24 protein-coding genes are annotated in these 26,540 nt (G+C 64.6%); 13 read left to right on the top strand and 11 right to left on the bottom strand.

The genetic code is table 11. The features are described from left to right. Positions 1–148: 148 nt before the first annotated feature. The gene (locus JLZ96_RS20760) at positions 149–1,354 is read right to left on the bottom strand and encodes an MFS transporter (RefSeq protein ID WP_201011142.1); all 1,206 of its coding nucleotides are present in this window, start codon (positions 1,352–1,354) and stop codon (positions 149–151) included. 62 nt (positions 1,355–1,416) lie between these two features. On the opposite strand from JLZ96_RS20760, the gene JLZ96_RS20755 reads away from it, so the two are divergent. Together JLZ96_RS20755 and JLZ96_RS20750 are read left to right on the top strand one after the other, a co-directional pair. Continuing rightward, a complete protein-coding gene (locus JLZ96_RS20755; RefSeq protein WP_027498197.1) occupies positions 1,417–1,959 on the top strand; it encodes a GtrA family protein in 543 nt (180 codons plus the stop codon). Then, positions 1,946–2,479 (top strand): histidine phosphatase family protein, encoded by a 534-nt coding sequence (locus JLZ96_RS20750; RefSeq protein WP_027498198.1) that lies wholly within the window; start codon positions 1,946–1,948, stop codon positions 2,477–2,479. Before JLZ96_RS20755 ends, JLZ96_RS20750 begins: the two co-directional genes overlap by 14 nt. A gap of 6 nt (positions 2,480–2,485) precedes the next feature. On the opposite strand, the gene JLZ96_RS20745 is transcribed toward JLZ96_RS20750, so the two are convergent. Next, entirely contained in the window at positions 2,486–2,686 is a 201-nt protein-coding gene (locus tag JLZ96_RS20745) for a membrane protein (protein ID WP_027498199.1), read from the bottom strand. A 157-nt stretch (positions 2,687–2,843) separates the two neighbouring features. Here JLZ96_RS20745 and JLZ96_RS20740 point away from each other — a divergent pair, with 157 nt between their 5' ends. From JLZ96_RS20740 to JLZ96_RS20730, 3 genes are read left to right on the top strand one after another with little or no spacing between them, the layout of a single operon-like run. Continuing rightward, positions 2,844–3,443, top strand: coding sequence for a hypothetical protein (locus JLZ96_RS20740; RefSeq protein ID WP_236254189.1), 600 nt, complete (start codon positions 2,844–2,846; stop codon positions 3,441–3,443). After that, on the top strand, positions 3,443–4,729 hold the full coding sequence (locus tag JLZ96_RS20735) for a sensor histidine kinase (RefSeq protein WP_201011141.1): 1,287 nt from the start codon (positions 3,443–3,445) through the stop codon (positions 4,727–4,729). Before JLZ96_RS20740 ends, JLZ96_RS20735 begins: the two co-directional genes overlap by 1 nt. After that, positions 4,726–5,382, top strand: a complete 657-nt coding sequence (locus JLZ96_RS20730) for a response regulator transcription factor (RefSeq protein ID WP_048316135.1) — start codon at positions 4,726–4,728, stop codon at positions 5,380–5,382. Before JLZ96_RS20735 ends, JLZ96_RS20730 begins: the two co-directional genes overlap by 4 nt. Before the next feature lie 13 nt (positions 5,383–5,395). Here the strand turns inward: JLZ96_RS20730 and JLZ96_RS20725 are convergent, their stop codons facing one another. Then, positions 5,396–6,733, bottom strand: a complete 1,338-nt coding sequence (locus JLZ96_RS20725; protein WP_201011140.1) for an NAD(P)/FAD-dependent oxidoreductase — start codon at positions 6,731–6,733, stop codon at positions 5,396–5,398. A 131-nt stretch (positions 6,734–6,864) separates the two neighbouring features. Between JLZ96_RS20725 and JLZ96_RS20720 the strand changes: the two genes are divergently transcribed. Then, on the top strand, positions 6,865–7,764 hold the full coding sequence (locus JLZ96_RS20720; protein WP_201011139.1) for a LysR substrate-binding domain-containing protein: 900 nt from the start codon (positions 6,865–6,867) through the stop codon (positions 7,762–7,764). Here the strand turns inward: JLZ96_RS20720 and JLZ96_RS20715 are convergent. Further along, a complete protein-coding gene (locus tag JLZ96_RS20715) occupies positions 7,698–8,738 on the bottom strand; it encodes an MsnO8 family LLM class oxidoreductase (protein ID WP_374758058.1) in 1,041 nt (346 codons plus the stop codon). The genes JLZ96_RS20720 and JLZ96_RS20715 overlap by 67 nt on opposite strands. A gap of 64 nt (positions 8,739–8,802) precedes the next feature. On the opposite strand from JLZ96_RS20715, the gene JLZ96_RS20710 reads away from it, so the two are divergent. Beyond that, a complete protein-coding gene (locus JLZ96_RS20710; protein ID WP_027498203.1) occupies positions 8,803–9,177 on the top strand; it encodes a VOC family protein in 375 nt (124 codons plus the stop codon). On the opposite strand, the gene JLZ96_RS20705 is transcribed toward JLZ96_RS20710, so the two are convergent. Next, positions 9,174–10,124, bottom strand: coding sequence for an endonuclease/exonuclease/phosphatase family protein (locus JLZ96_RS20705; RefSeq protein WP_201011138.1), 951 nt, complete (start codon positions 10,122–10,124; stop codon positions 9,174–9,176). The two genes, JLZ96_RS20710 and JLZ96_RS20705, sit on opposite strands and share 4 nt — an antisense overlap. A gap of 136 nt (positions 10,125–10,260) precedes the next feature. Between JLZ96_RS20705 and JLZ96_RS20700 the strand changes: the two genes are divergently transcribed. Both JLZ96_RS20700 and JLZ96_RS20695 read left to right on the top strand, forming a co-directional pair. Continuing rightward, complete coding sequence (locus JLZ96_RS20700) at positions 10,261–11,901, top strand: GMC oxidoreductase (RefSeq protein WP_032390571.1); 1,641 nt, start codon at positions 10,261–10,263, stop codon at positions 11,899–11,901. Positions 11,902–11,924: 23 nt separating this feature from the next. Continuing rightward, positions 11,925–12,491: an N-acetyltransferase gene (locus tag JLZ96_RS20695; RefSeq protein WP_094622710.1), complete on the top strand. Its 567-nt coding sequence runs from the start codon at positions 11,925–11,927 to the stop codon at positions 12,489–12,491. A 17-nt stretch (positions 12,492–12,508) separates the two neighbouring features. Here JLZ96_RS20695 and JLZ96_RS20690 read toward each other — a convergent pair whose 3' ends face one another. Beyond that, positions 12,509–14,128 (bottom strand): alkaline phosphatase, encoded by a 1,620-nt coding sequence (locus tag JLZ96_RS20690; protein ID WP_032390572.1) that lies wholly within the window; start codon positions 14,126–14,128, stop codon positions 12,509–12,511. A 120-nt stretch (positions 14,129–14,248) separates the two neighbouring features. Between JLZ96_RS20690 and JLZ96_RS20685 the strand changes: the two genes are divergently transcribed. Next, the gene (locus tag JLZ96_RS20685) at positions 14,249–14,671 is read left to right on the top strand and encodes a VOC family protein (protein WP_032390573.1); all 423 of its coding nucleotides are present in this window, start codon (positions 14,249–14,251) and stop codon (positions 14,669–14,671) included. Between the two features lie 31 nt (positions 14,672–14,702). Here the strand turns inward: JLZ96_RS20685 and JLZ96_RS20680 are convergent, their stop codons facing one another. Then, entirely contained in the window at positions 14,703–15,197 is a 495-nt protein-coding gene (locus JLZ96_RS20680) for a MarR family winged helix-turn-helix transcriptional regulator (RefSeq protein WP_032390574.1), read from the bottom strand. Between the two features lie 76 nt (positions 15,198–15,273). On the opposite strand from JLZ96_RS20680, the gene JLZ96_RS20675 reads away from it, so the two are divergent. After that, positions 15,274–15,636, top strand: coding sequence for a nuclear transport factor 2 family protein (locus JLZ96_RS20675; RefSeq protein WP_032375382.1), 363 nt, complete (start codon positions 15,274–15,276; stop codon positions 15,634–15,636). Positions 15,637–15,674: 38 nt separating this feature from the next. Here the strand turns inward: JLZ96_RS20675 and soxR are convergent, their stop codons facing one another. After that, positions 15,675–16,112: a redox-sensitive transcriptional activator SoxR gene (gene soxR, locus JLZ96_RS20670; RefSeq protein ID WP_174557295.1), complete on the bottom strand. Its 438-nt coding sequence runs from the start codon at positions 16,110–16,112 to the stop codon at positions 15,675–15,677. A 67-nt stretch (positions 16,113–16,179) separates the two neighbouring features. Between soxR and JLZ96_RS20665 the strand changes: the two genes are divergently transcribed. Continuing rightward, complete coding sequence (locus JLZ96_RS20665) at positions 16,180–17,565, top strand: MFS transporter (protein ID WP_201011137.1); 1,386 nt, start codon at positions 16,180–16,182, stop codon at positions 17,563–17,565. A gap of 17 nt (positions 17,566–17,582) precedes the next feature. Here the strand turns inward: JLZ96_RS20665 and JLZ96_RS20660 are convergent, their stop codons facing one another. The 3 genes from JLZ96_RS20660 to rpoB all read right to left on the bottom strand — a co-directional run bounded on the left by JLZ96_RS20660 (position 17,583) and on the right by rpoB (position 25,731). Beyond that, positions 17,583–17,972 carry a VOC family protein gene (locus JLZ96_RS20660; RefSeq protein WP_045840689.1) on the bottom strand — a complete coding sequence of 130 codons (390 nt, stop codon included), beginning with the start codon at positions 17,970–17,972 and terminating at the stop codon, positions 17,583–17,585. Positions 17,973–18,172: 200 nt separating this feature from the next. Beyond that, positions 18,173–22,129: a DNA-directed RNA polymerase subunit beta' gene (locus JLZ96_RS20655; protein ID WP_027498213.1), complete on the bottom strand. Its 3,957-nt coding sequence runs from the start codon at positions 22,127–22,129 to the stop codon at positions 18,173–18,175. A 95-nt stretch (positions 22,130–22,224) separates the two neighbouring features. Next, on the bottom strand, positions 22,225–25,731 hold the full coding sequence (rpoB, locus tag JLZ96_RS20650) for a DNA-directed RNA polymerase subunit beta (RefSeq protein ID WP_032365281.1): 3,507 nt from the start codon (positions 25,729–25,731) through the stop codon (positions 22,225–22,227). 409 nt (positions 25,732–26,140) lie between these two features. Here rpoB and JLZ96_RS20645 point away from each other — a divergent pair, with 409 nt between their 5' ends. Beyond that, on the top strand, positions 26,141–26,515 hold the full coding sequence (locus tag JLZ96_RS20645) for a hypothetical protein (protein ID WP_201011136.1): 375 nt from the start codon (positions 26,141–26,143) through the stop codon (positions 26,513–26,515). Positions 26,516–26,540: the final 25 nt, after the last annotated feature.

The raw sequence follows: 26,540 nt of genomic DNA, 5'->3' as shown, positions 1-26,540 counted from the left end.
TCGCTATTGCCAACGGGCCTCTCACACCACCGAGACCGTAAACTCCGGACTTGTCTATCACGCACGAGGCCAGAATTCAGTACCGCGCACTCACGGTGACGTATCCCGAGCAACTCACGGCCGACGAGGTACGTCGGTTGTTACGCACTTATCTGGAGCCGCAGTCCTGAACCGAGTCCACGGGAAATTTGCGGCCGTATAGCCACCCGATCAGCGCGACGACGACGCCCGCGGCAGCGATCGCGGCCAATACCGACCCGAAGCCCGATGCCTCGACGACCCGCCCGACCACCAACGGTGCCAGCAGAAATCCGGCACGCGAGATAAGCGACACGGTCGAGATCGCCGCAGCCGACGAGACGCCAGGAAGCCGTCCGGCCAGGCTGAACACGATGGGAAAGAGCGGACTCGACCCCAGGCCGGCGACCGCGAACGCGGCAATGACCAGAACAGGCACGTCGACGGCGAGCACCGACAGCCCCGCGATGCCCGCAAACGCGACCGCTACCAGCGCTGCGCCACCCGTCAGTACCGACGACGGTCCGAACCGATCGACGATCCGGTCACCCACCAGGCGTCCCACCAGCATGGCCACCGAGAACGCGACGAACGCCAGACCGGCAGCGCCAGGACCGGCACCCTGCTCGGTCGTCATGTACACCGCGCTCCAGGACTGCGGAAAATCCTCCATCAGGCCGGCCAGCAGAACCACCGCGCCGAGCATGGCCAGCGCCGCAATCGGACGGCCGACGGCCGGCTGAGGAGTTGGGCCGTCGGCGGACTCATCCGGCCGCGCATCCGGACCCAACAGACCCCGGCCGACCGCCGCGAGCGCAAGAACCAGCACCACCGCCACGAAGCCGAAGTGCACTGCGACCGGAAGGCGAGCACCCGCGGCCGCAGAACCCGCCACTCCGCCCACCACCGCCCCGACGCTCCACGCGGCATGAAAGCCACTGAGCAGAGACCGACCGGCCCGCTCCTCGACGAGAACTCCCTGGGCGTTCATGGAAATGTCCATCACCGCGTCGGCCCCGCCGAGCAGGACCAGAGCTGCCAGCAACGTCCACCATGACACCGCCACAGCGGGGAGCACGAACGCCCCGCACAACAACAGACCAGACGCGAGAACAGCCCACCGACTGCCGAATCGGTGGACCAGCACGGCGGCAACGGGTGCTGCGGCAAGCCCGCCGACACCGACCCCGGCAAGTGCGAGACCCAGCGTGGCTACATCGATGGACAACGAGTTCTGGATCTCGGGAATGCGGGGTGCCCAGTTGGCGAACACCGCGCCGTTGACGAAGAAGACGATCAGAACGGACAAGCGAGCACTGGTTTTCGGGCGGCCCATAGTGCCGCGAGCCTATCGTTGATGGGACTACCCAACCCGTTACTCGAGGTAACGTCGACGGGATGCATGTGTCCGACCGCCTCACCGACCACGTTCCCGAGCGTTGGCTCGCGCCCCTCGTCAAGCACGCCGAGGCTCTGAAGTTCCTCATCGTCGGAGCAATCACCTTCGTCGTCACCGTCGTGCTGTTCTTCGGCTTGAAGTGGACGATCCTGCAGGACAAGCCGGTGACAGCCAATGTTCTGGCCGTGCTGATCGCGACGATCGTGTCGTACGTCCTCAACCGGGAATGGTCGTTCACTGCCCGCGGCGGACGACGTCGCCATCACGAAGCAGCGCTGTTCTTCGCCGTCGCCGGGACCGGTCTGGCCATCAACCAATTGCCGCTCTGGGTGTCGAGTTACGTGCTGGATCTGCGCGCTCCCAACGTGTCTTTCATCACCGAGAACATCGCGGACTTCGTCAGTGGCTCCATTGTCGGCACCCTGCTCGCCACCGCCTTCCGGTGGTGGGCAATGCGGAAGTTCGTTTTCCCCGAGCCGGTGAACGTCGTCCCCGACGAGGTTGCCCTGACCGTTTACGGTGGACGGCATGGCGACCACTAGGACCCTCGTGCTGATGCGGCACGGAAAATCCGGCTACCCCGACGGCGTGCCCGACCACGAGCGGCCACTGGCTCCACGCGGCCAACGGGAAGCAGGACTGGCAGGAGCCTGGATCACCGAGCACGTCGGGGTCGTCGACGCCGTGTTGTGCTCGACGGCTCTGCGGACTCGCGAGACCTTGGCCGCCACCGGCCTCGGCGATGCACCCACCCGCTTCGAGCGAGACATCTACGGTGGTTCGGCCGACGAAATCATCGACGAAATCAAACTGGCGGACACCTACTTCGACGACGTGACCGTCTCGACGCTGTTGGTCGTCGGGCACGAGCCCGGAATTCCGTGGACGGCACTCGAACTGGCCGTCGACGACGACACCGACGTGGCCCGCGAAGTGCGACACCGCTTTCCCACCTCGGCGATCGCTGTGCTGACCACCGAATGCAGCTGGGCCGAGCTGGCAGCAAGTACCGCCACGATCACCGAATTCTGCATCCCCCGCGCCGATTCCGACGGCGCGTAGACCCGACTAACGGTTCCGGAGATACAGGTAGCCGGCACCGCCTGCGGCGATCAGCAGAATCAGCGCGGCAGGAAATCCGAGAAGCCACCACACCACCGCGAGCACCACCAATGCAGGTGCGGCGGCAATCAATGCAATACCGGGATTCTCGCGAACCGTTTCCAGCGCGGACTGTGCATGGACTCTGTCGATCTTCTTGCCTGCCATCGTCGACTCCCTTTTCGTGTCCCGTATGCGTAATTTCCACAGTAGTGCGGCCTACTACGACTTTCGGTGGACTGCCGCGTCGTACGTCGGTAGGAATCACCAGCTACGACGCCGCGGCGGGGTACCGCATCAGAGTCGACTCGCGTGAGATCGGACCATGGACAATCCGATTCTGCTCACCATCGCCGTCTGCGAAGTCGGGTTCTGGGTGCTGGTCCTCGGCGGCCTGTGCGTGCGCTACCTGGCTCGGATGCGGCGAGCCAGCACAGTCGTGCTGGCTCTGCTTCCGGTCCTCGATCTCGTCCTCGTCGCTGCCGTCGCCGTCGACTTGCATCGCGGTGGGGAGGTCGAGTTCGCTCACCGTCTCGCCGGTATCTACCTCGGTTGGACCCTCGTATTCGCACACTCCACTGTGGCCTGGCTGGACGTGCGCTTCGCCCACAGGTTTGCGGGAGGACCGGCACCGTCCACGCCACCCAAGACCGGACCGCAGGCCTACCGCAACGAGATCCGAGGATTCGCGAAATGGCTGTGCGCTGCCGCGATAGCGCTGGCTATCACCTACGTGCTGGCGGCCACCGTGGCAGACTCGGATCAGGCAGCAGCGTTGAAAACAGTGGTGCAACCGCTCGGCGTCATCACGTTCTTCTGGTTCGTCACCGGACCGCTGTGGGTGCTGGGAACCAAGAGCCCTGGGCACGCGAAAGATACTGCAGTAGGCTCGAAAGACACTGCAGGAGAACGGAGTCGACGCTGATGATGGACAGGTCCCGGATACCGAACACGTTCCGCCCTTCCTGGCGGCCGCGTAATCCGGTGGTCCTGCCCGTCGAGATGCTGCTGGCCACCGTCGTCTACGCCGCATTCCAACTCTCGACGGGCATGGTCGGCGACACCAGAGACGAACTCGTCGAGAGCCCGGCCCTGATCACGGTAAGTGTCGTCGCAGTACTGGCGATGACAGCGGCGACCTGCGTCCGCCGGACCTACCCTGTCTTCTCGTACTCGACTGTGGTCGCGATCAGCGTGACACTCATCCTCGTATTACCCGAGCGCACTTTGGGTTTCACTCCCCTGTACTGGTTCGCCATCGCCGCGTTGGCAATTCGTGTGAGCGGCCCGCGACTCTTCGTTCCCCTCGGCGCAGGTTTGATACTGGAGATCCTGGTCAGCGTCGATACACGCCTGTCCTTTCCCGACGCCGCAGCCGGACCTGGCGGCACCGTCGGAGTGGTGGCCGAACAGATCGCCAACCTGGCCATCAACTACACGGTGCTCATCGCGCTGGGTAAATACATCGCACGTGGCCGGGCCCAGGAACTGGAGAGCGAGGCGGCACTGGGGCGGGCCGAATCGGCGCACCGGGAACGCCTGGAGACAGCTCTGGACAACGAGCGGCGCACCATGGCACGCGAATTGCACGACGTCGCAGCCCATCACCTCACCGGCATGCTCATCCAGGCCAAGGCTTCGAGGACTCTCATCACGAGCGACCCCGAGCAGGCACGCGAACTACTCACCGGCGCAATCGGACACGGTCAGCGCACCCTCGACAGTCTCCGCCAAATTGTCGGCATCCTGCGCCCGACCGACAATGACGGCGGCGCACCACAGCCCATGATCTCCGATATCACCGACCTCGTCGAACAGTCTCGAATGTCGTTCGCCTCCATCGACTTCGAGGTCACTGGCGACGCAGCCCGCATGGACAGCGCGGTGCAGTTGACGTGCTTTCGCATCGTGCAGGAGTCACTGTCCAATGCTCGACGCCACGCACCCGGTTGCGCCGCGCTGGTCCAGGTCAGCACTGGAGCCTCGAATGTCGAGGTGACCGTTTCCAACACGATTGCCTCCCCCACCTCCGGTCATGACGATTCCTCGGGTCAGGGATTCGGGATTCCCGGCATGCGGGAGCGAGCAGCCCTGTTCGGCGGGACGCTGGAAGCCGGGCCGAATGAGCTCGCCGACGGCAGAGGCTGGGTGGTGCGCGCGCAACTACCGGTCGACGGCAAAATCTCGCGTCCCGACGGGGTATCGGCATGATCAGAGTACTGATCGTCGATGATCAACCCGTGGTTCGGCAGGGATTCGAGCTGTTCCTGGCCGGCAATTCCACTATCGAGGTCGTCGGACACGCCTCGTCGGGACGTCATGCCGTTCAACAGGTCTCGGCGATGCAGCCCGACGTCGTACTGATGGACATTCGGATGCCGAACGGCGACGGACTCACCGCGACACGGGAAATCCTGGCGCGATTCGACGATGTTCGCATCATCGTCGTGACCACCTTCGATCTCGACGAGTACGTGTTCGCCGCACTCGACAGCGGTGCATCCGGATTTCTGCTCAAGGACGCAGATCCGGACGAGCTCGCCGACGCCGTGACGACCGTCGCCGCCGGCGGAGCGGCCCTGTCGCCGCGCGTCACCCCGCGGTTGATGGCGGAGTTCGCGCGACGCGGGGCACCACAGCGATCGGCGAGAAGCACTGCCCCACAACACGACCTGAGTCTCCGGGAGATGGAGGTGGTGCAATTGCTCGCGACAGGGCTGGGCAACAGCGAGATCGCCCGATCACTGCGACTCGAGCAGAGTACGGTAAAGACCCACATCGGCAACATCTGCCGCAAACTCGAGGTCAGCACCCGAGTGCACGTGGTGATCTGGGCCTACCGCAACGGTCTGGTGAGCAGCTAGCCCTATCCGAATCCTAGGCCGCCGAACGTTCCTCGTCGTCAGATGTCTCGCTGTCCGATGTCTCGTCGGCTAGTTCGAGCATCGACCCGGATTTGTCGGTGTACTGGAAGTGCGGTCGCTTGTCGCCGATGTAGGACGTCATCCACGACACCACTGCAACGTAACGATTGCGGAAGCCCACCAGGTACATCAGGTGCACCGCGAGCCACATCAACCAAGCGATCGGTCCGGACATGTCGACCTTGCCGAACAACCGAGCCACCGCACTGAATCGGCCCACGATCGACATGCTGCCCTTGTCGACATACTTGAACGGCGTTCCTGCGTCGACCTTTCCGATGATCGTCTTGGCTACGTGGCGGCCCTGCTGCATCGCGACCGGCGACTGTCCCGGCAGCTTGTGCAGCGAAGTCACGTCGCCGATCGCGTAGATGTCCTTCGCGGTACCGACGGTGAGGTCGTCGTGCACGAGCAACCGACCGGCCCGATCGGTCTCGCACCCGGTGCGCTCGGCGATCGTCGCCGCCAGCTCACTGGCCTGAACGCCGGCCGACCAGATCACGGTCTTGGCCGGGTAGGTCCGCGAGGTCTTCGTGTCGACATCCTGCACCGTCACGACGTCGTCGGCGATATCGGTGACCATGGCACCGGTGACGACGTCGACGCCCGACTTCTCCAGCTTGGTGCGGGCATAGGCACTGAGCTTGCCACCGAAAGCGGGGAGTACCTCTTTCACACCGTCGACGAGGGTGACCGTGACGTCGTCGGGTCCGATATCGGGGAACGAGCCGGCGAAGTACCGGTGCGCGAGATCCCTGATCTGGCCGGCCAGTTCGACGCCGGTTGCGCCTGCACCGACGACCACGAAGCTGAGCAGTTCTTTGCGTACGTCGAGATCGGTGGTCTGGTGCGCCTTTTCGTAGCAGCTCAGAATCTGCTCACGCAGGGCGATTGCGTCGTCGACTGTCTTGAGCGCGAAGGTGCGGTCCTTGAACTCGTCGCGGCCGAAGTAGGCCTGAGTGGCTCCGGTGGCGACGATCAGGCGACCGAAACCGATGGTGTGGCGTTCGCCGCCACCGACGTAGGTGACCTGATGGCTCGCGGGATCGACGTCGACCACTCGGCCCAGACGCACATCGGCGGAGTCGTACTGCGCCAGAATGCGCCGGATCGGCGGGGCGATCTCGCCCGTCGAGATCATCCCGGTTGCCGCCTGGTAAAGCAGCGGCTGGAACAGGTGCTCGGTGGTGCTGGAGACTAGAGAGAACGTCACACCGGCCTTGCCCAGAGCCTTGGCCGCGGCCAACGCTCCGAATCCCGAACCCACGATGACGACGTCGTACGTTTTCACAGCACTTCCCTTTCCGAGCACACATTTCTTGTAGATCGAAGAACTACCTCCATGAAACTCCGCCGTTCCTGCGCTATCAACGCGAAAGTTGAAATAGCATCCATGAGCAGAACTCATGAATGGAGGTAGCCGTGGAGCTGCGGCAACTGAAGTACTTCCTCGCGGTCGGGGAAGAACTCAACTTCTCCCGTGCCGCCGAGCGGTGCTACGTCTCGCAGTCGGCGATCAGTCTGCAGATCTCCAAGCTCGAACGCGAGATCGGTGAGCCGCTGTTCGAGCGCACCTCACGCACAGTCCGATTGACAGTCGTCGGAGCACAATTGGTGTCCATCGCCCGCCACATGGTGGAGCTCGAACAGGCAGCGTTGGCGCTGACGACCGGGCGTCGAAACCAACTCCGCCTCACCGGAAACATGACGTTCGCCGCGAACGCCATCTCGGCAATCGTCGCGGTACGCGAACGCCATCCCGACGCCGAGATCGACTTCGTCCTCAAACGATTCGCAGAACAGATCGAAGCGGTGACGTCGGGTGACTGCCAGGTGGCACTGATCCGCGGCAGCGTCGAACGCTCCGGTCTGCACGTCACCGAACTGTGGACCGAGGACCTCGTCGTCGTCCTCGCAGAGGGCCATCCCCTGGCCGGGGAACCCAACCCGAGCCTGAGCCAGCTCGCCGAATACCCACTGCTGCTACCCAAACGAAGCGAGCAGATCCTGCTGCACCGCGTCATCGAACGCGAGATGAAACGCAGTGGGCTTCCACTGACCTTCGGTCCGCCGGTGGCGTCCGATCACACCGCGAGCGCCGAACTGCTCAACCACCCGCAATGTTGGTCGATCCTCTACGCCAGCACGGCCGAGAGCACACCCAAAACCGGCCTCGTCTTTCGCACCGAGGCCGACCGTCGGCTGCGACTACCGGTCTCGGCAGTGGTCGACGCGACCGTGCCGGCCACCGACATTCAACGCGATCTGGTTGCCGCGCTGGCCGATACGGCACCGGCCCAGCCCACAGCTCCGGAGAGCTGAGCGAAAGCGGCGTCCGCGGCGAACAGTTCGGCCCGGTCGAACGTCGACGTGGAGGCCATGACCTCGTCCGCGCCGGTGCGCTCGATCAGCTCGTCGAGCCGGGGCCGGACCTGCTCGGCCGTGCCGAGGATGGTTGCATCCAACGAGGATTCGATCCGATCTCGGGTTCGCGGCGTCCACCGCGATTCGTCGATCGACGAGGCGGGTTCGAGCGCCGGAAATTCGCCCTCGCGCCGCGATCGCGCCATCGCCCATGCCTCCGGGAGTGCGAGACGGCGCGCGTCTGCCGCGTCCGCGGCGATCATCACATCGAGCGAGACGATCACGTACGGATCCGACAGTTGCGAACTCGGCCGAAAGTGCTTGCGATACAGCGCCAGTGGGTCGTCCCCGCGCAACACCGGACCACCGACGACCACCGGCAGCCCGGCGCGGGCGGCGACCTCGAGCCCGGCACCGGTCGCGAGCACGAACATCGGCGGCGGCGCGGTTGCCGGCCGCGCAGTCACAGGACCGGACCCGTCGAGATACGACCGCAGTTCGGCGATGTCGGCCTCGAACGTATCCGGGGCGTCACGGTCTCGACGCAGGGCAGCGCGCACCGGCTCGGTGAACCCGAGCGACCGCCCGACGCCCAGGTCTACCCGACCCGGAAACAGCGACTCCAGCATCAGAAACTGCTCGGCCACGATCAGCGGTTGATGGTTCGGCAGCATCACCCCGCCGGATCCGACGCGAATGTGCGAGGTCTGCGACGCCACCGCCGCTGCGAGAACCGCAGGCGCGCCCGAAGCGATACCGGGTACAGCATGATGCTCGGCCACCCAGAACCGGTGCAGCCCGAGCTTTTCGGCGTGCACGCCGCGTTCGACGGTGTGACGGAGCGCCGCGGCGTCGTCGACGCCTGCCCTCGTGCGGGATCGGTCGAGCAGTGAGAAGAACACATCAGCTGCAACCGGCGAGGTGTCGGGCATATTTCTCGGAACGACCTGCTCATCGCGGACCGAATCTGTCCGCAATGGGGCTCATCATTGCTTCATGACTCTCACCATGAAGATCGAACTCATCACCGTCCCTGTCACCGACGTCGACCGCGCCAAGGAGTTCTACACCTCGATCGGGTTCGATGCCGACCACGACGCACGCCCATGGGAAGGCATTCGGTACGTCCAACTCACTCCCCCGGGATCGGCGTGCTCCATCGCCATCGGCGAGGGCATCACCGACGCCGAACCCGGTGCCGGCGCAGGCATTCTGATGGTCGTCGACAGTGCCCAGGAGGCCTACGACCACCTCACCGCGGTGGGCCTGACCGTCGAGGAGCCGAAGGACGAGGGCTGGGGAACATTCGTGTACTTCGCGGACCCCGACGGCAACAAGTGGTCGCTGCAGCAGTTGCCGGCCCAGCCCTAGTTCGGAAAGCTCTGGTTCGGTAAGAAAGCCAATCGCGCAAGGATGCCGCGGTGGTCGGAGCCGGGGACGGTCACGGCCTCGACCGAACGAACTCCCATGTCTGCCACCAGAACATGGTCGATGGCAATGACCGGCGGGTGCCAGGTGTGCGCCGGATACGTCCTGAGCATGCCGGCTCCCGTGGCCACCGCGGCGTCGACGAATCGGCCGTCCTGCAGATCGCGGTAGCGCCGGTGGTCCTGCGTGGCATTGAAGTCCCCGGCCACCACGACAGGTCCGTCGTCGGCCGGGATCTTGGCCAGCAGCTGCCGAAGCAGCCCGAGCTCACGTACCCATTCGGACGGCTCCCGCGGCCACGGCGGCACTGGATGCACCGCGAACACCAGCGGCCGACCCGGCATCTGCACCCGAGCCGACAGCAGTTCCGTGACGAAGCCGTCGTGCCGCTGCTCGTCGGCGAGAGGAAATCGGCTGTAGATGCCGGTTCCGTTGCCTCCGGGTCCGGCGCTGACGTGGGCGTGCGGTAACAGCTCGGACAGCCTGGGTCGAAGACTCGCATCTGCCTCGGGCGTCAGCTCGACGAGAGTGAGCACATCCGGCCGATGGTGTTCGACGAGCGCGATCAACGCATCCGGATCGGCCTGGCCCAGCCAGATGTTGGCGTGCAACACCGTCAGGTCCGACTCGCTCGGCCTCCGGGCGACGCGGCGGTAGCCGAGCCGGAACTGGGTCGCGACCGCCGCGGCAGAGACCGCCGATCCTGCCGTCAGCCCCCACCCACCGAAGGCCACACCAGCCAACACAGTTCCGGGGACGGCCGCGAGCATGAGGACATGTGCCAAAGCCGCAGCGACCGCCATCGGCTGCGCACGTCCGTCGACCAGGTGCGCGACGACCCCGATAACCGCCACGACGAGCAGTAATACAGCCACCGATGCCGACACCATGAGCGGAGTCTGGCAGGCAAACCTGAGGCCGAGCTGGGAGCCGTCCCGAAATACGACCGGACCGTTGGCTTTCTTGTCGCAAACACGACAGAATCGGGAGCGCTGTCCGCGAGGTGTCCGAGGGGGAAGTACTGCCGTGAATAGAAGGCAACTGTTGCGGTTGGCCGCTGCCGGAATGCTCGGTGCCGCTGCAGCCCCGGTCCTGAGTTCGACCGGACTGGCCGGATCCCCCGTCGCCGGCGCTCTGCCGATCGGAGCAGACCGCATCCGGTCGCTGGTACCCGAACTCTTCGCCGACCCTCCCCGGCCACCGGACCACTCGCCCGTCATCGTCATCGGTTCCGGCTTCGGAGCGAGCGCCGCCGCCCTACGCATGGCCCAGGCCGGCACCGCGGTGACCGTCCTCGAGCGCGGACTGCGCTGGCCGCGCGACCCCTGGCGCGAAATCTTCACGGCGGACATGACGGCCGACGGCCGCGGACTGTGGCAGCAGAACTCGTTCACCAACATCACCGGTCTCCCCGTCGGACCGGTCGATCTCTTCGGCGGTGTCCTCGACACCACCCGCTACGAGAACCTCTCGGTCTGGCGCGGCGCGGCCGTCGGCGGCGGATCCGTTGTGTACACCGGCGTCACCATCGCACCGAACAAAAAATTCTTCGACCTCTCGTTCGGCGGACGCCTGAACTACGACGAGATGGCAGCCACCTGGTATCCCAAGGCCCGTTCCATGCTCCGGCCGTCGGCGATGCCCGAGGACGTCTACAACAGCCCCAACTTCGCTCACTCACGAACCTGGGACGATCACGCCCGCCGTGCAGGCTTCCGCCCCGAAGCAGTCGACGGCAACTGGAACTGGAACGTCGTGCGCGACGAGATCGCCGGCCGCTCCCGGCCGTCCGCGACCGTCGGGGAAAGCACTTTCGGTAACTCCAACGGTGCCAAGCACGACCTGACCCAGAACTACATCCCCCAAGCCGAAGCCACCGGTAACGCGACGGTGTGCCACAGCCACCGCGTCGCAGCGATCGGCAGCGAATCCGGCGGCCGCTACCGCGTCGACATCGAACGCCTCGACCCGTTCGGCAACATCGTCGAGACCCGGACACTCACGTGCGACACCCTCGTCCTCGGGGCCGGATCCATCGGTACCACCGAACTGTTGATGCGCGCACGCACCACCGGAGCATTGTCGAACCTCAACGAATTCGTCGGCACCGGCTGGGGCACCAACGGCGACGCCTCGATGACGAGATCCCTCGGACCGATGTCTGCCGGACCGCAGGCTGCGCCCTGCGCATCCCGCATCGTCGACGACTCCGGACTGCCCCTGACCGTCGAGAACTGGTACACCCCAGGCGTTCCCGTGAACATGGGCTTCCTCGGCTCACTCGGTATGACCATCGACCCGCTTCGGGGGAACTTCGGATTCGATTCCGCCGCAAACAGATTGACCCTCAACTGGCCCAAGGGTGGCAGCCGAGACACCGTCGAAGCCCTACGCGCCGTGCAGAATCGCATGGCGCAGGCCGGCGGCACCATCGTCGCCGCCGAACCGTTCACCCGCGATGTCGACGACACCTTCACCGCGCACCCCCTGGGCGGCGCAGTACTCGGCGACGCCACCGACGATTACGGTCGCGTCAAGGGCCACCCCGGGCTCTACGTCGTCGACGGTGCCCTGATCCCGGGCAGCACCGGTGCCGCCAACCCGTCACTGACCATTACCGCACTCGCCGAACGCAACGTCGCACAGATCATCGCCGACGGTCGCTGAGCCGTCTTTCCAGAGGTATACCCATGCACCATCCCGCCACCAGACTTGCCGAAAATCACGATCTGGCACCTGCGGCCGACACACTGCGCGACGCATTTGCCGACTACCCATGGACGCGATGGGTGATCCCGGCCGAGGACTACCTGGCCACGCTGCAGGAACTCCAGCAGCTGTACCTACAACATGCACATCGACACGGAATCGTATTGCTCACCGCCGACTACGCCGGGGTCGCTGCACTACTGCCCGTAGATGCCCCTCCACCCGGTGACGAATCCATCGCGCGGATCATCGAGCTACACGGAGATCGGATCGACCGACTGTCCTCCAGCGACGCAGCACCGGGGTCATGGACACTGGAAACGCTCGGCGTGCAACCGCATCGGCAAGGGCACGGGATCGGCGGACTACTGCTCGAGAAGGCCGTCGAGGAAGCACAGCAACGTGGTGCCTCCGGGTTGGCTTTGGACACATCGGATCTGCGCAACGTGCGCCTGTACGAGCGGGCCGGGTTCCGTGTTTCGAGCCACGCCACACCGAGTGAGGGGCCCGAGGTGTGGTCCATGATCCGAACATTCGGCACGGGATGAGCCTGCGGCACCAGGCGCTACCCCAGCTGGATCTCCGGCCGCCCCTCGGGAACGGTGACCGTCATGGCCGTGCGAACCGGCTTACCCGGCGTCGACACGGCGTCGAGAACCCTTACCTCCGAACGCCATTCGGTGGGTGTCAGGGTGCTGCGCAGGTAGCCGCGACGGGCGTTTCCGTACTTGACGTGGGGTGAACCGTCGGCGATCGCAGCACCGGTCTTGTCGATGACGGCACCGTCCTTGCCCGACGCGATGGACGTGGTGGCGATCTCGACTCCCTGCAACGGCGAGACCTGATCCTGGTAGTCGCGTCGCAACTCCGAGACGATCGTCCGGTGGATGTCGCCGACGATCGACGCCACGTTCTTCGTGCCACGATCCCTGGCTCCGTCGAGAATTCGATGCCGGGACGCTTCGTAGCCGCTCCACGGATCCATGCCGACCTTCCGGTCGTTGCCCTGTCCCTGCGCGAGATCGGACATGACGGTCTGATGCGCCAGGAAGTTCCACCTCGACGGCGACGCGAATCCGTCGAGGATCCATTGTTCCTGTGCCGCACCGGTGATGGTGCGCGCCGGATCCGCCGTCTCGGCGTCCTGCGCGTGCTCACCGTCTCCATGAGCCTGATCGCTGCGGTACTGCCGGGTGTCGAGCACCGAGAAGTCCACCAGATCACCGAACGAGAACCGGCGATAGACCTTCATGTCCGGGCCGACGGGCCGCAGGTTCGCGCGCACCGGAGTGTTCTCCCACCACGCCTTGAACGCATCGGCCCTGCGTAGCAGGAACTCTCGTGGATCGTCGTTGTCCTGGCTGATCTGCGAGGCCCAGTTGTTGTCCACCTCGTGGTCGTCGAACGTCGAGACGAACGGTGCCGACGCATGTGCGGCAGCCAAGTTCTCGTCTGCCTTGTACAGGGCGTACCTATCGCGATAATCGGCCAGCACCATGGTTTCTCGGGCCGCCGACTCGGTGCGCGGCTCGCCCGCCCGCGCACCCTCGTTCTTGATCGCGTACTCGTAGATGTAGTCGCCCAGAAAGAACACCACATCGAGATTCGAGGCCGCCAGGTCCTGGTACGCGCCGAAAAACCCGTCCTCCCACTTCTGGCACGAAGCCCAGGCGAAATCGAGCGTGCTCAGCGGCTGCCCAAGTGCGGGTGCAGTTTTGGTGCGACCGACGGGACTCGCATGTGGGCCGACCAGGAAACGGTAGAAATACTCGCGCGCCGGCTCGAGCCCGCGCACATCGACGTGAACGGACCAACCGTCGAATTCGGTTGCCAGCTCGACCCCCTGCGCTGCGATACGCCCGAACTTTTCATCGGCAGCGATCTGCCACTGGACCGGCACCACACCGGGCGTCATGCCGCCCAGCGGGGCGAACGGATCGGTGGCGAGTCTGGTCCACAGCACCACCGAATCGGGCAACGGATCGCCGGAGGCAACACCGAGACGGAAGGGATAGTCGGGGGTGATCACCGACTGCGCACCTGCAGTCGCGGATGTCCTCGCAAGCTCGGGCGTGAAGGCCAGCGCCCCCACCAACGCACTCCACGTCAGAAACTGTCGACGTGTGGCCCCGGCCCGCAGAGAAATGTCGCGACCGATCCTGACGTCGCTACCTCGGTTCACCATTGCCCGAGACTCTCGTGCCCGGGCAAACTACATCCGTCATCGATTCGACGCAGAAATGAACACGGTAGATCCATTCGATTCAGGACCGTAACCGTCCGCGATCTCGGGAATCGTCAGGGCATGACGAACATCGACCGCACAGGATCCCAGATCGACCACCTCAATATCGGCGTCGCCGATCTCGCCGCCAGTGCCGAGTTCTACGGTGCCGCTCTGGCACCGCTCGGCATCACCGAGATCATGCGCGTGCCGCACACACCCGAAGCGAACCAGCTCGCCATGGTCGCATTCGGCTGGGCGCAGGTGAAGCCCTTCTTCTGGATCGTCGACGCGCCGGGGTCGGCGATCGGCCCCCACACCCATCTCGCGTTCAGCGCACCGGACCGCACCACAGTCGACGCATTCCACGCGGCAGCACTGTCGGCGGGCGCGACCGAACTCCGGCCTCCAGGACTACAGCCGGAATACCACGCGACCTACTTCGGATCCTTCGTGCGGGACCTCAACGGCATCGACCTCGAGGCCGTGTGTCACCACGGATGAACGCCCGGTCGTCATCCGAGGTGGAGGTGTCTCACTGCGGCCGCGGCAGTGTCCCGTTGGCTCGCACGTGGTCTCGCAGACGAGTGAGAAGCGGTTCGAGAGTGGCGACGTCCTCGGGTGCGAGCGCGTCGAAGAACAGGCGACGCACGACGTCGACGTGCCCCGCCGCCGATGCGTTCAGAGCGGCCCTGCCTGCCTCGGTGAGCACTGCATCCGTGGCCCGTCCGTCGGTAGTCGAGACAGCGCGATCGGTGAGCCCTCGCGTGGACATCCGCGCGAGGTGATGGGAGGCCCTGCTGCGCTCCCAGCCGATCTCGGCGGCCAGTTCGGTCACCCGGCGACGACCGTCGGGACTGTCCGCCAGTGCGACCAGCACCGAATAGTCGGCCAGGGACAGACCGTGCTCTTCGGTCAGCTGCCGGTTCATCTCGAACGTCATCTGCAGCGACAAACCCATGTAGGCGCGCCACGCCGATTCCTCGATGGGCGTCAACCACGGAGTGCTTTCGGGGTTACTGGGTGACATGTCACGTACTTTCTGCGATGCTGGGTCCGGGGGCACCGGCGCACCGAACCCCGACCACCAACCCTAGGGGCACACCATGGATCGCAGCACTCCCGCAGAGCTGGCACGCCGCAACGTCGTCGAAGTATTCAACACGAACGACGACGCGAAACGACGCGAACTCATCGAGTCCATGTATCACCCGGACGCGGTGTTCTACGACGCCGAGAACACCGCCACCGGGAGAGAGCCGGTCATCGAGGCTATTCGAGCGCTGGTCGGGCCCTCCGAGGGTCTGACATTCGCCGTCACTGCCGAGCCCACCGCCCTGGGTGACGTCGCCCGAATCTCCTGGGCACTGTCGCCGCCCGACGCCCCCGCCGTAGTCTCGGGCCAGGACTTCGTCGTCGTGAAGGACAACCTGATCACCGAGCTGTACACGTTCATCGACCAGCCATAGCCGGCCACCCACAAGACTCGACACCGCCGACGTACGCGTCAGATGAGCCGCGCCCCGGGGCCCGCCTTGCCCAGCTCGTCGCCTGGATTGAGCAGACTGCATTTGTTGAGGGAGAGACATCCGCAGCCGATGCAGCCGGTGAGTTGCTCCTGCATCCGCGCAATCGACTGCTTCCGATCCTCCAACCGCTGGTTCCATGCAACCGAAATCTTGGCCCAGTCGCGCTTGTTCGGGGTGCGCCCCGACGGTAGGGACGCAAAGACCTCGGCCACCTCGGCAAGCGGTATTCCGAACCGCACCGCCACCTGAATCAGCGAGATCCGCCGAATGGCATGACGGGGGAACTTTCGGACGTTGCCCGCCGTCCGCTCGGCGGGAACGAGCCCGAGAGTCTCGTAATACCGGACCGCGGACACTGCGGCACCGGTTCTGGCCGCGACCTCCCCGATGGACAACAGTTCGTCACTGATACGGATCATGCTGCCTCCCAGCCGACGCGACGAGTTGACCTCGAGTGCACTCGAGATCCTAACCTTCCACACCATGCACTCCCCCACCGAATCCACGACCGGAACCTGGCGGCAGCTACTCGGCGCTCGCTACCTCGGCACCGCTACCGTTCTCGCCGGCGGCGTCGCGCTGTACGCCACGAACGTCTACCTGACGACCAGCCTGCTCCCCACGGCCATCGACGAGATCGGCGGCCAACGCTACTACGCCTGGACCGCAACGGTTTTCCTCGTTGCGTCCGTCATCTCCTCGATGTTGGTCAGCAAAGTTCTGGCCACCCGCGGACCTCGCGGTGCCTACCTGATCGGCCTGACGGTCTTCGCTCTCGGGACCGTCGTGTGTGCAGTCAGCCCCACGATGGAACTCTTACTGGTGGGCCGCACGATTCAGGGCGCGGGAGGTGGCCTACTGGCCGGACTCGGCTACGCCGTCATCAATGCCGCACTGCCGCAACATCTCTGGACGCGAAGTGCGGCTCTGGTCTCGGCCATGTGGGGTGTGGGAACGTTCGCCGGACCGGCCGTCGGCGGCATCTTCGCGCAATTCGGAGCCTGGCGAATGGCCTTCGGTGTGCTCGTTCTCGCAGCTCTGGCCATGGCTGCCCTCGTCCCGCGAGCACTGCCCGCCCACACCGCTGAAGCCACCGAACCCAGCCCGGTACCGACACTGTCGCTGACCCTGCTCACCACGGCTGCCCTGCTGGTGAGCATCGCCGGCGTGGTCTCCAACCTCGCGATCACCGCGGCAATGGTCCTGGGAGGAGTACTCCTGCTGATCGCCTTCGTGGCCGCCGACCGTCGCGCAGCGCACGGCGTACTCCCCCCGTCGACCTTCGGCGCGTCCGCGCTGAAATGGATATACCTGACCATCGTGGTCCTCGCCGTCGCGTCCACAGTGGAGACCTTCATCCCACTGTTCGGCCAACGTCTCGCCGGATTGGCACCGCTGGCCGCCGGATTCCTCGGAGCCGCACTGGCGCTCGGGTGGACACTCGGCGAGATACCGAGCGCGTCGGCCACCGATCCACGCGTCGTACGACGCATCGTCATCGCCGGCCCGATCCTCGTCGCCGCCGGATTGTGCATCGTGGCAGCGTTTCTCACCGACCAGGCAGGTCCCGGTTCGATCACCACGTGGGTAGTGGGTCTGATCGTCGCGGGCGTCGGCATCGGAATCGCGTGGCCACACTTGGCAGTCGGTGCCATGACATCGGTCGCCGAACCGGGCGAAGGCGCACGAGCCTCGGCCGCCATCAACACTGTTCAGCTGATCGCCAACGCCTTCGGAGCAGCTCTGGCGGGCGTCCTGGTGAACCTCGGGGAACCGTCGACGCTGCGATCGGCTCAGTTGCTGCTGTTCACCTTTGCGGCGCTGGCATTCATCGGTGTTGCAGCGGCGGCGCGATCGCAGCGCGCGTAGGTCGTCGGCTGACCGGATCAGGTCTGGACGACCCAGATCGAATTGCCGTCGGGGTCTCGCAAGGCGAACATCGGCGGCACGCCGTCCACCTCTTCCATGAAGTCGTCGAGATCGACGCCGCCGAGAGCGCTGAGCCGCTTGTGCTCGGCCGCGACATCGGCAGTCTCGACACCGATGGATCCACCGCCGGGCGTACCTCCCATCGGCGGGTTCAGGGCGAGCCGCGCCGTCGAACCCGGCGGGGCCACTTCCAACCACCGGTATTCACTCTCGGGACCGAAGCGCAGATCACCGCGAATCTCGAACCCGAGAACGCGGGAGTAGAAATCGAGTGCTGCGTCCTGATCGGCGACGGTGAACATGGCCACGCCGATGTTCACGATTGTGCTGGGTGTTTGCTCGGTCATACCGGTACCGACTCGAGTGCCGCGGGAAACTCACCGCGCCCCCTCCACATAGAACAAAGCCCCGCACCGACCGAAGTCGATGCGGGGCTTTGTTGGTCACGCCCTGTCGTCGTGAGTGGAAACTCGTAGTGGGCTACGAGGCAGGAGTGGAGCCTGCGGAACGACCCAAAACTCAGCCAGTCACATGCGACGGAGTCGCTCTAGCGGTATTCGTTGGAGAAACCGTAGTCGTCGAGCGGCACTGCAGCACCGGTTCCCTGGCCGAAGCCGTCCGGGCTGTAGTACTGATCGTCGTACGACGGCACCGCGTATGCCGCGGCACGTGCCTCTTCGGTCGGCTGCACCGTGATGTTCCGGTACCGGTTGATGCCGGTACCAGCCGGGATGAGCTTACCGATGATGACGTTCTCCTTGAGACCTATGAGCTTGTCGCTACGGCAGTTGATCGCCGCGTCGGTGAGCACACGAGTGGTCTCCTGGAAGGACGCTGCCGACAGCCACGAGTCGGTGGCCAGCGACGCCTTGGTGATACCCATCAGGACCGGACGTCCGGCTGCGGGCTCGCCACCCTCGGAGACGACGCGACGGTTGCTCGACTCGAATTCGCTGCGCTCGGTGAGTGAACCGGGCAGGAATTCGGTGGAGCCGCTGTCGATGATCGTCACGCGACGGAGCATCTGGCGCACGATGGTCTCGATGTGCTTGTCGTGAATCGACACACCCTGCGACCGGTACACCTCCTGGACCTCGTTGACGAGGTGGATCTGCACCTGGCGAGGACCCATCACGCGCAGCACCTCGTGCGGATCGGCAGCACCTTCCATGAGCTGCTGGCCGACCTCGACGTGGTCACCGTCCGCCAGAAGGCGCTCGGTGCCGTCGTCGTGCTTGAAGACGCGCAGACGCTGACGCTTGGAGAGCTTGTCGTAGACAACCTCTTCGCCGCCGTCGTCCGGGACGATGGTGATCTTGTAGAAACGATCGCCGTCCTCGAGCTGGATGCGTCCCGACACGTCCGCGATCGGAGCCTTGCCCTTCGGCACACGTGCCTCGAACAGCTCCTGCACGCGAGGCAGACCGCCGGTGATGTCATCTCCGGCGACACCACCCTGGTGGAAGGTACGCATGGTCAGCTGGGTTCCGGGCTCACCGATGGACTGTGCGGCAACGATACCGACGGCCTCACCGATGTCGACCAGCTTGCCGGTGGCCATCGAACGGCCGTAGCAGGTGGCGCAGACGCCGGTTCCCGTGGTGCAGGTGAGCACCGAGCGAACCTTGACCGACGTGATGCCCGCAGCGAGCAGCGCGTCGATGGCCGGGTCACCGAGATCGTGTCCACGAGCGACGATGACCGTGCCGTTCTCGTCGACAGCGTCGTTCGCCAAGGTGCGGGCGTACGTGCTGGTCTCGACGTGAGCGTCGCGGATCATCTTGCCGTCGGCGGTCTTCTCCGCGATCGTCGTGACGATGCCACGCTCGGTGCCACAGTCGGTTTCCCGAACGATGACATCCTGCGAGACGTCGACCAGACGACGCGTCAGGTAGCCCGAGTCGGCGGTACGAAGCGCCGTATCGGCCAGACCCTTACGAGCACCGTGCGTATTGATGAAGTACTCGAGGACCGTCAGGCCTTCCTTGAAGGAAGACTTGATCGGACGCGGGATGAACTCACCCTTCGGGTTCGTCACCAAGCCCTTCATGCCGGCGAGCGAGCGAACCTGAGTCATGTTTCCGGCTGCGCCGGACTTCACGATCATCGGGATCGGGTTGTCGTCGGGGAAGTGGGCCTCCATGGCCTTACCGACCTGCTCGGTCGCGTCCTGCCAGATCTTGACCAGTGCGGAGTTGCGCTCGACCTTGTCGAGTGCGCCACGCTGGTACTTCTTCTCGATCTGATCGGCCTGAGCCTCGAAGGTCTCCATGATCTGCGGCTTCTCCGGCGGCACGAGGACGTCGGAGATCGAGATGGTGACACCCGAACGCGTGGCCCAGTAGAAGCCTGCGTCCTTGAGCTTGTCGACGGTCTGTGCGACGACGATCATCGGGTAACGCTCGGCGAGATCGTTGATGATGGTCGACTGACGCTTCTTCGGCATCTGCTCGTTGACGAACGGGTAGTCCGCCGGAAGCAGCTCGTTGAAGAGCACGCGTCCCAGAGTGGTCTCCGCGGTCCATGCGTCACCGCGGTTCCAGCCCTCGGGGAACAGCTCGTTCTCGATGTCACGCGGCGGGCGCTGCGTGGTGAGACGAACCCGAATCTGCGACTGCACGGTCAGCGATCCACGATCGACGGCCATCTGAGCCTCGGCCGGGGAGGAGTACGCCCCGAACTCGGCCTGATCGGTCGATGCGTCGACGCGCTCGCCGACAGCACCGGCATCGAGACGCGTCAGGTGGTACAGACCCGTCACCATGTCCAGACGCGGCATGGCGAGCGGACGGCCCGATGCCGGCGAGAGGATGTTGTTCGACGACAGCATCAGCACGCGTGCCTCGGCCTGAGCCTCGGCGGACAGCGGGAGGTGGACAGCCATCTGGTCACCGTCGAAGTCGGCGTTGAACGCCTCACACACGAGCGGGTGCAGCTGGATGGCCTTGCCCTCGACGAGCTGCGGCTCGAACGCCTGGATGCCCAACCGGTGCAGGGTGGGTGCACGGTTCAGCAGCACGGGGTGCTCGGCGATGACCTCTTCGAGAACGTCCCACACCTGCGGACGCTGACGCTCGACCATGCGCTTGGCCGACTTGATGTTCTGCGCGTGGTTCAGATCCACCAGACGCTTCATCACGAACGGCTTGAACAGCTCGAGTGCCATCAGCTTCGGCAGACCACACTGGTGCAGCTTGAGCTGCGGGCCGACGACGATGACCGAACGGCCCGAGTAGTCGACGCGCTTGCCGAGGAGGTTCTGACGGAATCGTCCCTGCTTGCCCTTGAGCAAGTCGGAGAGCGACTTCAGCGGACGGTTACCCGGTCCGGTGACCGGACGTCCACGACGGCCGTTGTCGAACAGGGCGTCGACCGACTCCTGCAGCATCCGCTTCTCGTTGTTGACGATGATCTCGGGAGCACCGAGATCGATCAGACGCTTGAGGCGGTTGTTGCGGTTGATGACGCGGCGGTACAGGTCGTTGAGGTCGGACGTCGCGAAACGGCCACCGTCGAGCTGCACCATCGGACGAAGCTCCGGCGGGATGACCGGGACAGCGTCGAGAACCATGCCCATCGGCGAGTTACGGCCGGCCTGGAACGCAGCGACGACCTTCAGACGCTTGAGCGCGCGCAGCTTCTTCTGACCCTTGCCACTACGGATGGTCTCGCGAAGAGATTCCGCCTCGGCATCGATGTCGAAGGTCTGCATGAGCTTCTGGATCGACTCGGCACCCATCGCACCGGTGAAGTACTCGCCGTACCGGTCGATGAGCTCGCGGTAGATGAGCTCGTCGACGATGAGCTGCTTGGGGGCAAGTTTGGTAAACGTGGTCCAGATCTCTTCGAGACGATCGAGCTCACGCTGCGCGCGGTCACGGAGCTGACGCATCTCGCGCTCGCCGCCGTCCTTGACCTTGCGGCGCACGTCGGACTTGGCACCCTCGGCTTCGAGCTCGGCGATGTCGGCTTCGAGCTTCTGCGCACGAGCCTCGAGATCGGCGTCGCGCTGATCTGCGACGGCCTTCTTCTCGACCTCCATCTCGGCCTCGAGCGTCGAGAGCTCGTTGTGACGGAGCTCGTCGTCGACCGTGGTGATGACGTATGCAGCGAAGTAGATGATCTTCTCGAGATCCTTCGGAGCCAGGTCGAGCAGGTAGCCCAGACGCGACGGCACACCCTTGAAGTACCAGATGTGCGTGACCGGAGCGGCCAGTTCGATGTGGCCCATGCGCTCACGACGAACCTTGGCGCGAGTGACCTCGACGCCACAGCGCTCGCAGATGATGCCCTTGAAGCGGACGCGCTTGTACTTGCCGCAGTAGCACTCCCAGTCCCGGGTGGGGCCGAAGATCTTCTCGCAGAAGAGGCCGTCCTTCTCGGGCTTGAGGGTGCGGTAGTTGATGGTCTCCGGCTTCTTGACCTCGCCGTAGGACCACTGACGGATGTCGTCCGCAGTGGCAAGGCCAATGCGAAGTTCATCGAAGAAGTTGACGTCGAGCACGTAACTTCCTTTCCCCGTTATGGGTGTTGTGCTGGAAGAGCAAATGAGAGAAACGCCTCCGGGCCTGCAGTGACGCAGGCCCGGAGACCACAGAACTACTGAGCGAGGTCGTCGACCGTGGCAGCTTCGTTGCGGGAGAGGTTGATTCCCAGGTTGGCTGCGGCACGCTCGAGGTCTTCGTCGTCACCGTCGGCCATCGTGATGGCAGCGCCGTCCGAGGACAGCACCTCCACGTTGAGGCACAGCGACTGGAGCTCCTTGAGGAGCACCTTGAAGGACTCGGGGATACCGGGCTCGGGAATGTTCTCGCCCTTGACGATCGCCTCGTACACCTTCACGCGGCCGACAACGTCGTCCGACTTGATGGTGAGAAGCTCCTGCAGCGTGTACGCGGCACCGTAGGCCTGCATGGCCCAGCACTCCATCTCACCGAAGCGCTGTCCACCGAACTGGGCCTTACCACCGAGGGGCTGCTGCGTGATCATCGAGTACGGCCCGGTCGAACGAGCGTGGATCTTGTCGTCGACCAAGTGGTGCAGCTTGATGATGTACATGTAGCCCACCGACACCGGGTACGGGAACGGCTCGCCGGAGCGGCCGTCGAACAACGTGGCCTTTCCGTCGGATCCGACCATCTGCTCGCCGTCGCGGTTGGGGATCGTGCTCTCCAGCAGGCCGGCGAGCTGATTCTCCTTGGCACCGTCGAACACCGGGGTGGCGATGTTGCTGTCGGCCGGAGCCGCCAGCATCTCCTCGGGCAGGCGTTCGGCCCAATCGGGCTTGCTGCCGTCCGCGGCGATCTGCACGTTCCAACCGGTCTTGCCGATCCAACCCAGGTGGGTTTCGAGGACCTGACCGATGTTCATACGACGCGGAACACCGTGGGTGTTGAGGATGATGTCGATCGGGGTGCCGTCGGGCAGGAACGGCATGTCCTCCTGCGGGAGGATCTTGCCGATGACGCCCTTGTTGCCGTGACGGCCGGCGAGCTTGTCGCCGTCCTGGATCTTGCGCTTCTGAGCCACGTAGACGCGGACCAGCTCGTTGACGCCGGGAGGCAGATCGTCGTCGTCGTCGCGCGAGAAGACGCGGATGCCGATGACCTTTCCGTTCTCGCCGTGCGGAACCTTGAGCGAGGTGTCGCGAACTTCGCGAGCCTTCTCACCGAAGATGGCGCGCAGCAGGCGCTCTTCGGGGGTCAGCTCGGTCTCGCCCTTCGGCGTGACCTTTCCGACCAGCACGTCGCCGTCACGAACCTCGGCACCGATACGGATGATGCCGCGCTCGTCGAGGTCTGCGAGGACCTCGTCGGAGACGTTCGGGATGTCGCGAGTGATCTCTTCGGCACCGAGCTTGGTGTCGCGAGCATCGATCTCGTGCTCCTCGATGTGGATCGAGGTGAGAACGTCCTCTTCCACGAGGCGCTGCGACAGGATGATCGCGTCCTCGTAGTTGTGGCCCTCCCACGGCATGATCGCCAGCAGCAGGTTCTTGCCGAGTGCCATCTCACCGTTCTCGGTGCAGGGGCCGTCGGCGAGGACCTGGCCGGACTCGACGCGCTGTCCCTCGTCCACGATCGGACGCTGGTTGGCGCAGGTGCCCTGGTTGGAGCGCGCGAACTTGCGCATCCGGTAGGTCTTGCGCGATCCGTCGTCGGCCATGACCGTGACGTAGTCGGCGGAGACCTCTTCGACGACACCGGTCTTCTCGGTGATGACGACGTCACCGGCGTCGACAGCGGCACGCAGCTCCATGCCGGTACCGACGATCGGAGCCTCGCTGCGGACCAGCGGGACAGCCTGACGCTGCATGTTCGCGCCCATCAGGGCACGGTTGGCATCGTCGTGCTCGAGGAACGGAATCATCGCTGTAGCGACCGAGACCATCTGACGAGGCGAGACGTCCATGTAATCGATGTCGTCGGACGAGACGAACTCGACCTCTCCACCCTTACGACGGACGAGAATCTTGTCCTCGATGAAGTGACCCGAATCGTCGACCGGGGAGTTCGCCTGCGCGAGCGTGTGGCGATCCTCCTCGTCGGCGGTCAGGTAATCGACCTCGTCGGTGACCTTGCCGTCGACGACCTTGCGGTACGGGGTCTCGATGAAGCCGAACGGGTTGACGCGTGCGTACACCGAGAGCGAACCGATCAGGCCGATGTTCGGGCCTTCCGGGGTCTCGATGGGGCACATGCGGCCGTAGTGCGAGGGGTGCACGTCGCGGACCTCGAGGCCGGCGCGCTCACGAGAGAGACCGCCGGGTCCCAGTGCCGACAGGCGACGCTTGTGCGTCAGACCCGACAGCGGGTTGTTCTGGTCCATGAACTGCGAGAGCTGGGAGGTTCCGAAGAACTCCTTGATCGCAGCGACGACGGGACGGATGTTGATCAGGGTCTGCGGCGTGATCGCCTCGACGTCCTGAGTCGTCATACGTTCGCGCACGACGCGCTCCATGCGGGACAGGCCCACGCGGATCTGGTTCTGGATGAGCTCGCCAACGGTGCGCAGACGACGGTTGCCGAAGTGGTCGATGTCGTCGACCTCGACCGGAACCTCGACGCCGTCGGGTGCGGTCATCGAGGTCTCACCTGCGTGCAGACGCACGAGGTACTCGATGGTCGCGACGATGTCTTCCTCGGTGAGGGTCGACGCCACGATGGGCTGACCCGAGTTGAGGCCGAGCTTCTTGTTGATCTTGTAGCGACCCACGCGAGCGAGGTCGTAGCGCTTGTCCTTGAAGAACAGGTTCTCCAGCAGGGTCTGCGCCGACTCCTTGGTCGGCGGCTCGCCCGGACGCAGCTTGCGGTAGATGTCGAGGAGAGCCTCGTCGGTACCGGCGGTGTTGTCCTTCTCCAGCGTGGCCATGAGGATCTCGGAGAAGCCGAAGCGCTCCGTGATCTGCTCGGTGGACCAGCCGAGAGCCTTCAGCAGCACCGTGACGGGCTGACGACGCTTGCGGTCGATACGGACACCGACGGTGTCGCGCTTGTCGACGTCGAACTCGAGCCAAGCACCGCGGCCGGGGATGACCTTGACGCTGTGCAGGTCCTTCTCGGTGGTCTTGTCGATCGAGTGATCGAAGTAGACGCCCGGAGAACGCACCAGCTGCGAGACGACGACGCGCTCGGTGCCGTTGATGATGAAGGTGCCCTTGTCGGTCATCATCGGGAAATCACCCATGAAGACCGTCTGGCTCTTGATCTCGCCGGTGTTGTTGTTGATGAACTCGGCGGTGACGAACAGCGGAGCCGCGTACGTCATGTCCTTGTCCTTGCACTCATCGGTCGAGGCCTTGACCTCGTCGAATCGTGGGTCGGAGAAGGAGAGCGACATCGAGCCCGAGAAGTCCTCGATCGGAGAGAGCTCGGTCAGGATGTCCTCGAGTCCGCCGGAGACACCGCTGTCTCCACGGGCGGCGGCACGGTCGCGCCAACTCTGCGCACCTACCAGCCACTCGAACGAGTCCGTCTGTACATCGAGGAGACCGGGTACCTCCAACGGCTCGCGAATGTTCGCGAACGAAACCCTCCTCGGGGCTCCCGGTGTTCCGACAACTGCCTTGGTCTGGCTAGAGACTGCCAAGATGCGTCCTTCCAGCACCTCACGCGGGTCGCGCCGTTCTGTCAACCGAAACGACATGGCGACCGCCGCTGTATCTGTTTGCTATATGTGGGGCGAATTTCGGCTGGTCGCAACCAGACCGAATCCCCATCACAGCGGCCCGAAAACGTGCTTTCGGGTAACAGTGATCGAGAGGTGGACAGGAGGCAGCCAGCGCAACGTCCAAAGGTACCCCAAATGTGCGCGCAGCGCAACGGGGGCATCAAAAGTAACACCCGAGGTCCGTTCTCGCACCGAGTCGAGCAAAGCGTGTCGCCACGGCGGCTCGAACAGGTGTGCGCCCGATACCGCAAGGGGGTGCTCCTGACGACAAGAGTGAACCTTGCGCCTCCCTTCGTCAAGAGGTCCGCGGGAAACCGGCGCATCGACCCGGCCCGAGGCGACCGATGTGACGACTGGCACAGACGCGCTTCTGCCGGCCCTCCCGACCGACACGGAAGCTGATCAGCCCTGCAGTTCACTCGAGCTGTTCGCCTCAGCCGTTCATCCCGCCGATCACGGCGACCCGGACGAATCGCTACCGAGGGATCTGCTGATCGACATTCGGTGGATCGGGACTCTGGCGACTGCGACCCGAGCCGAGTTGCGGACCGCGATTCCGCGATTCCGCGTGAGCTTCCAGATCTTTCGCGGCAATCACGAAAGATTCTGGCGAAGAACATATTTCATTCGCAATGACAACGGTCGAGCCGTGATCGACCATGCAGACCGACCCGATCGACGCAACCCCTCGGTTGCTATGGAAATCCGGCCCGCGGTCTGATTGTATTCACTTTGTCGCAACGGGG

This window comes from Rhodococcus sp. NKCM2511, assembly GCF_014905595.1.
GTDB lineage: Bacteria > Actinomycetota > Actinomycetes > Mycobacteriales > Mycobacteriaceae > Rhodococcoides > Rhodococcoides fascians.
Note: the sequence above shows the minus strand (reverse complement) of the source record. Positions and strands in the feature narration are given on the sequence as shown.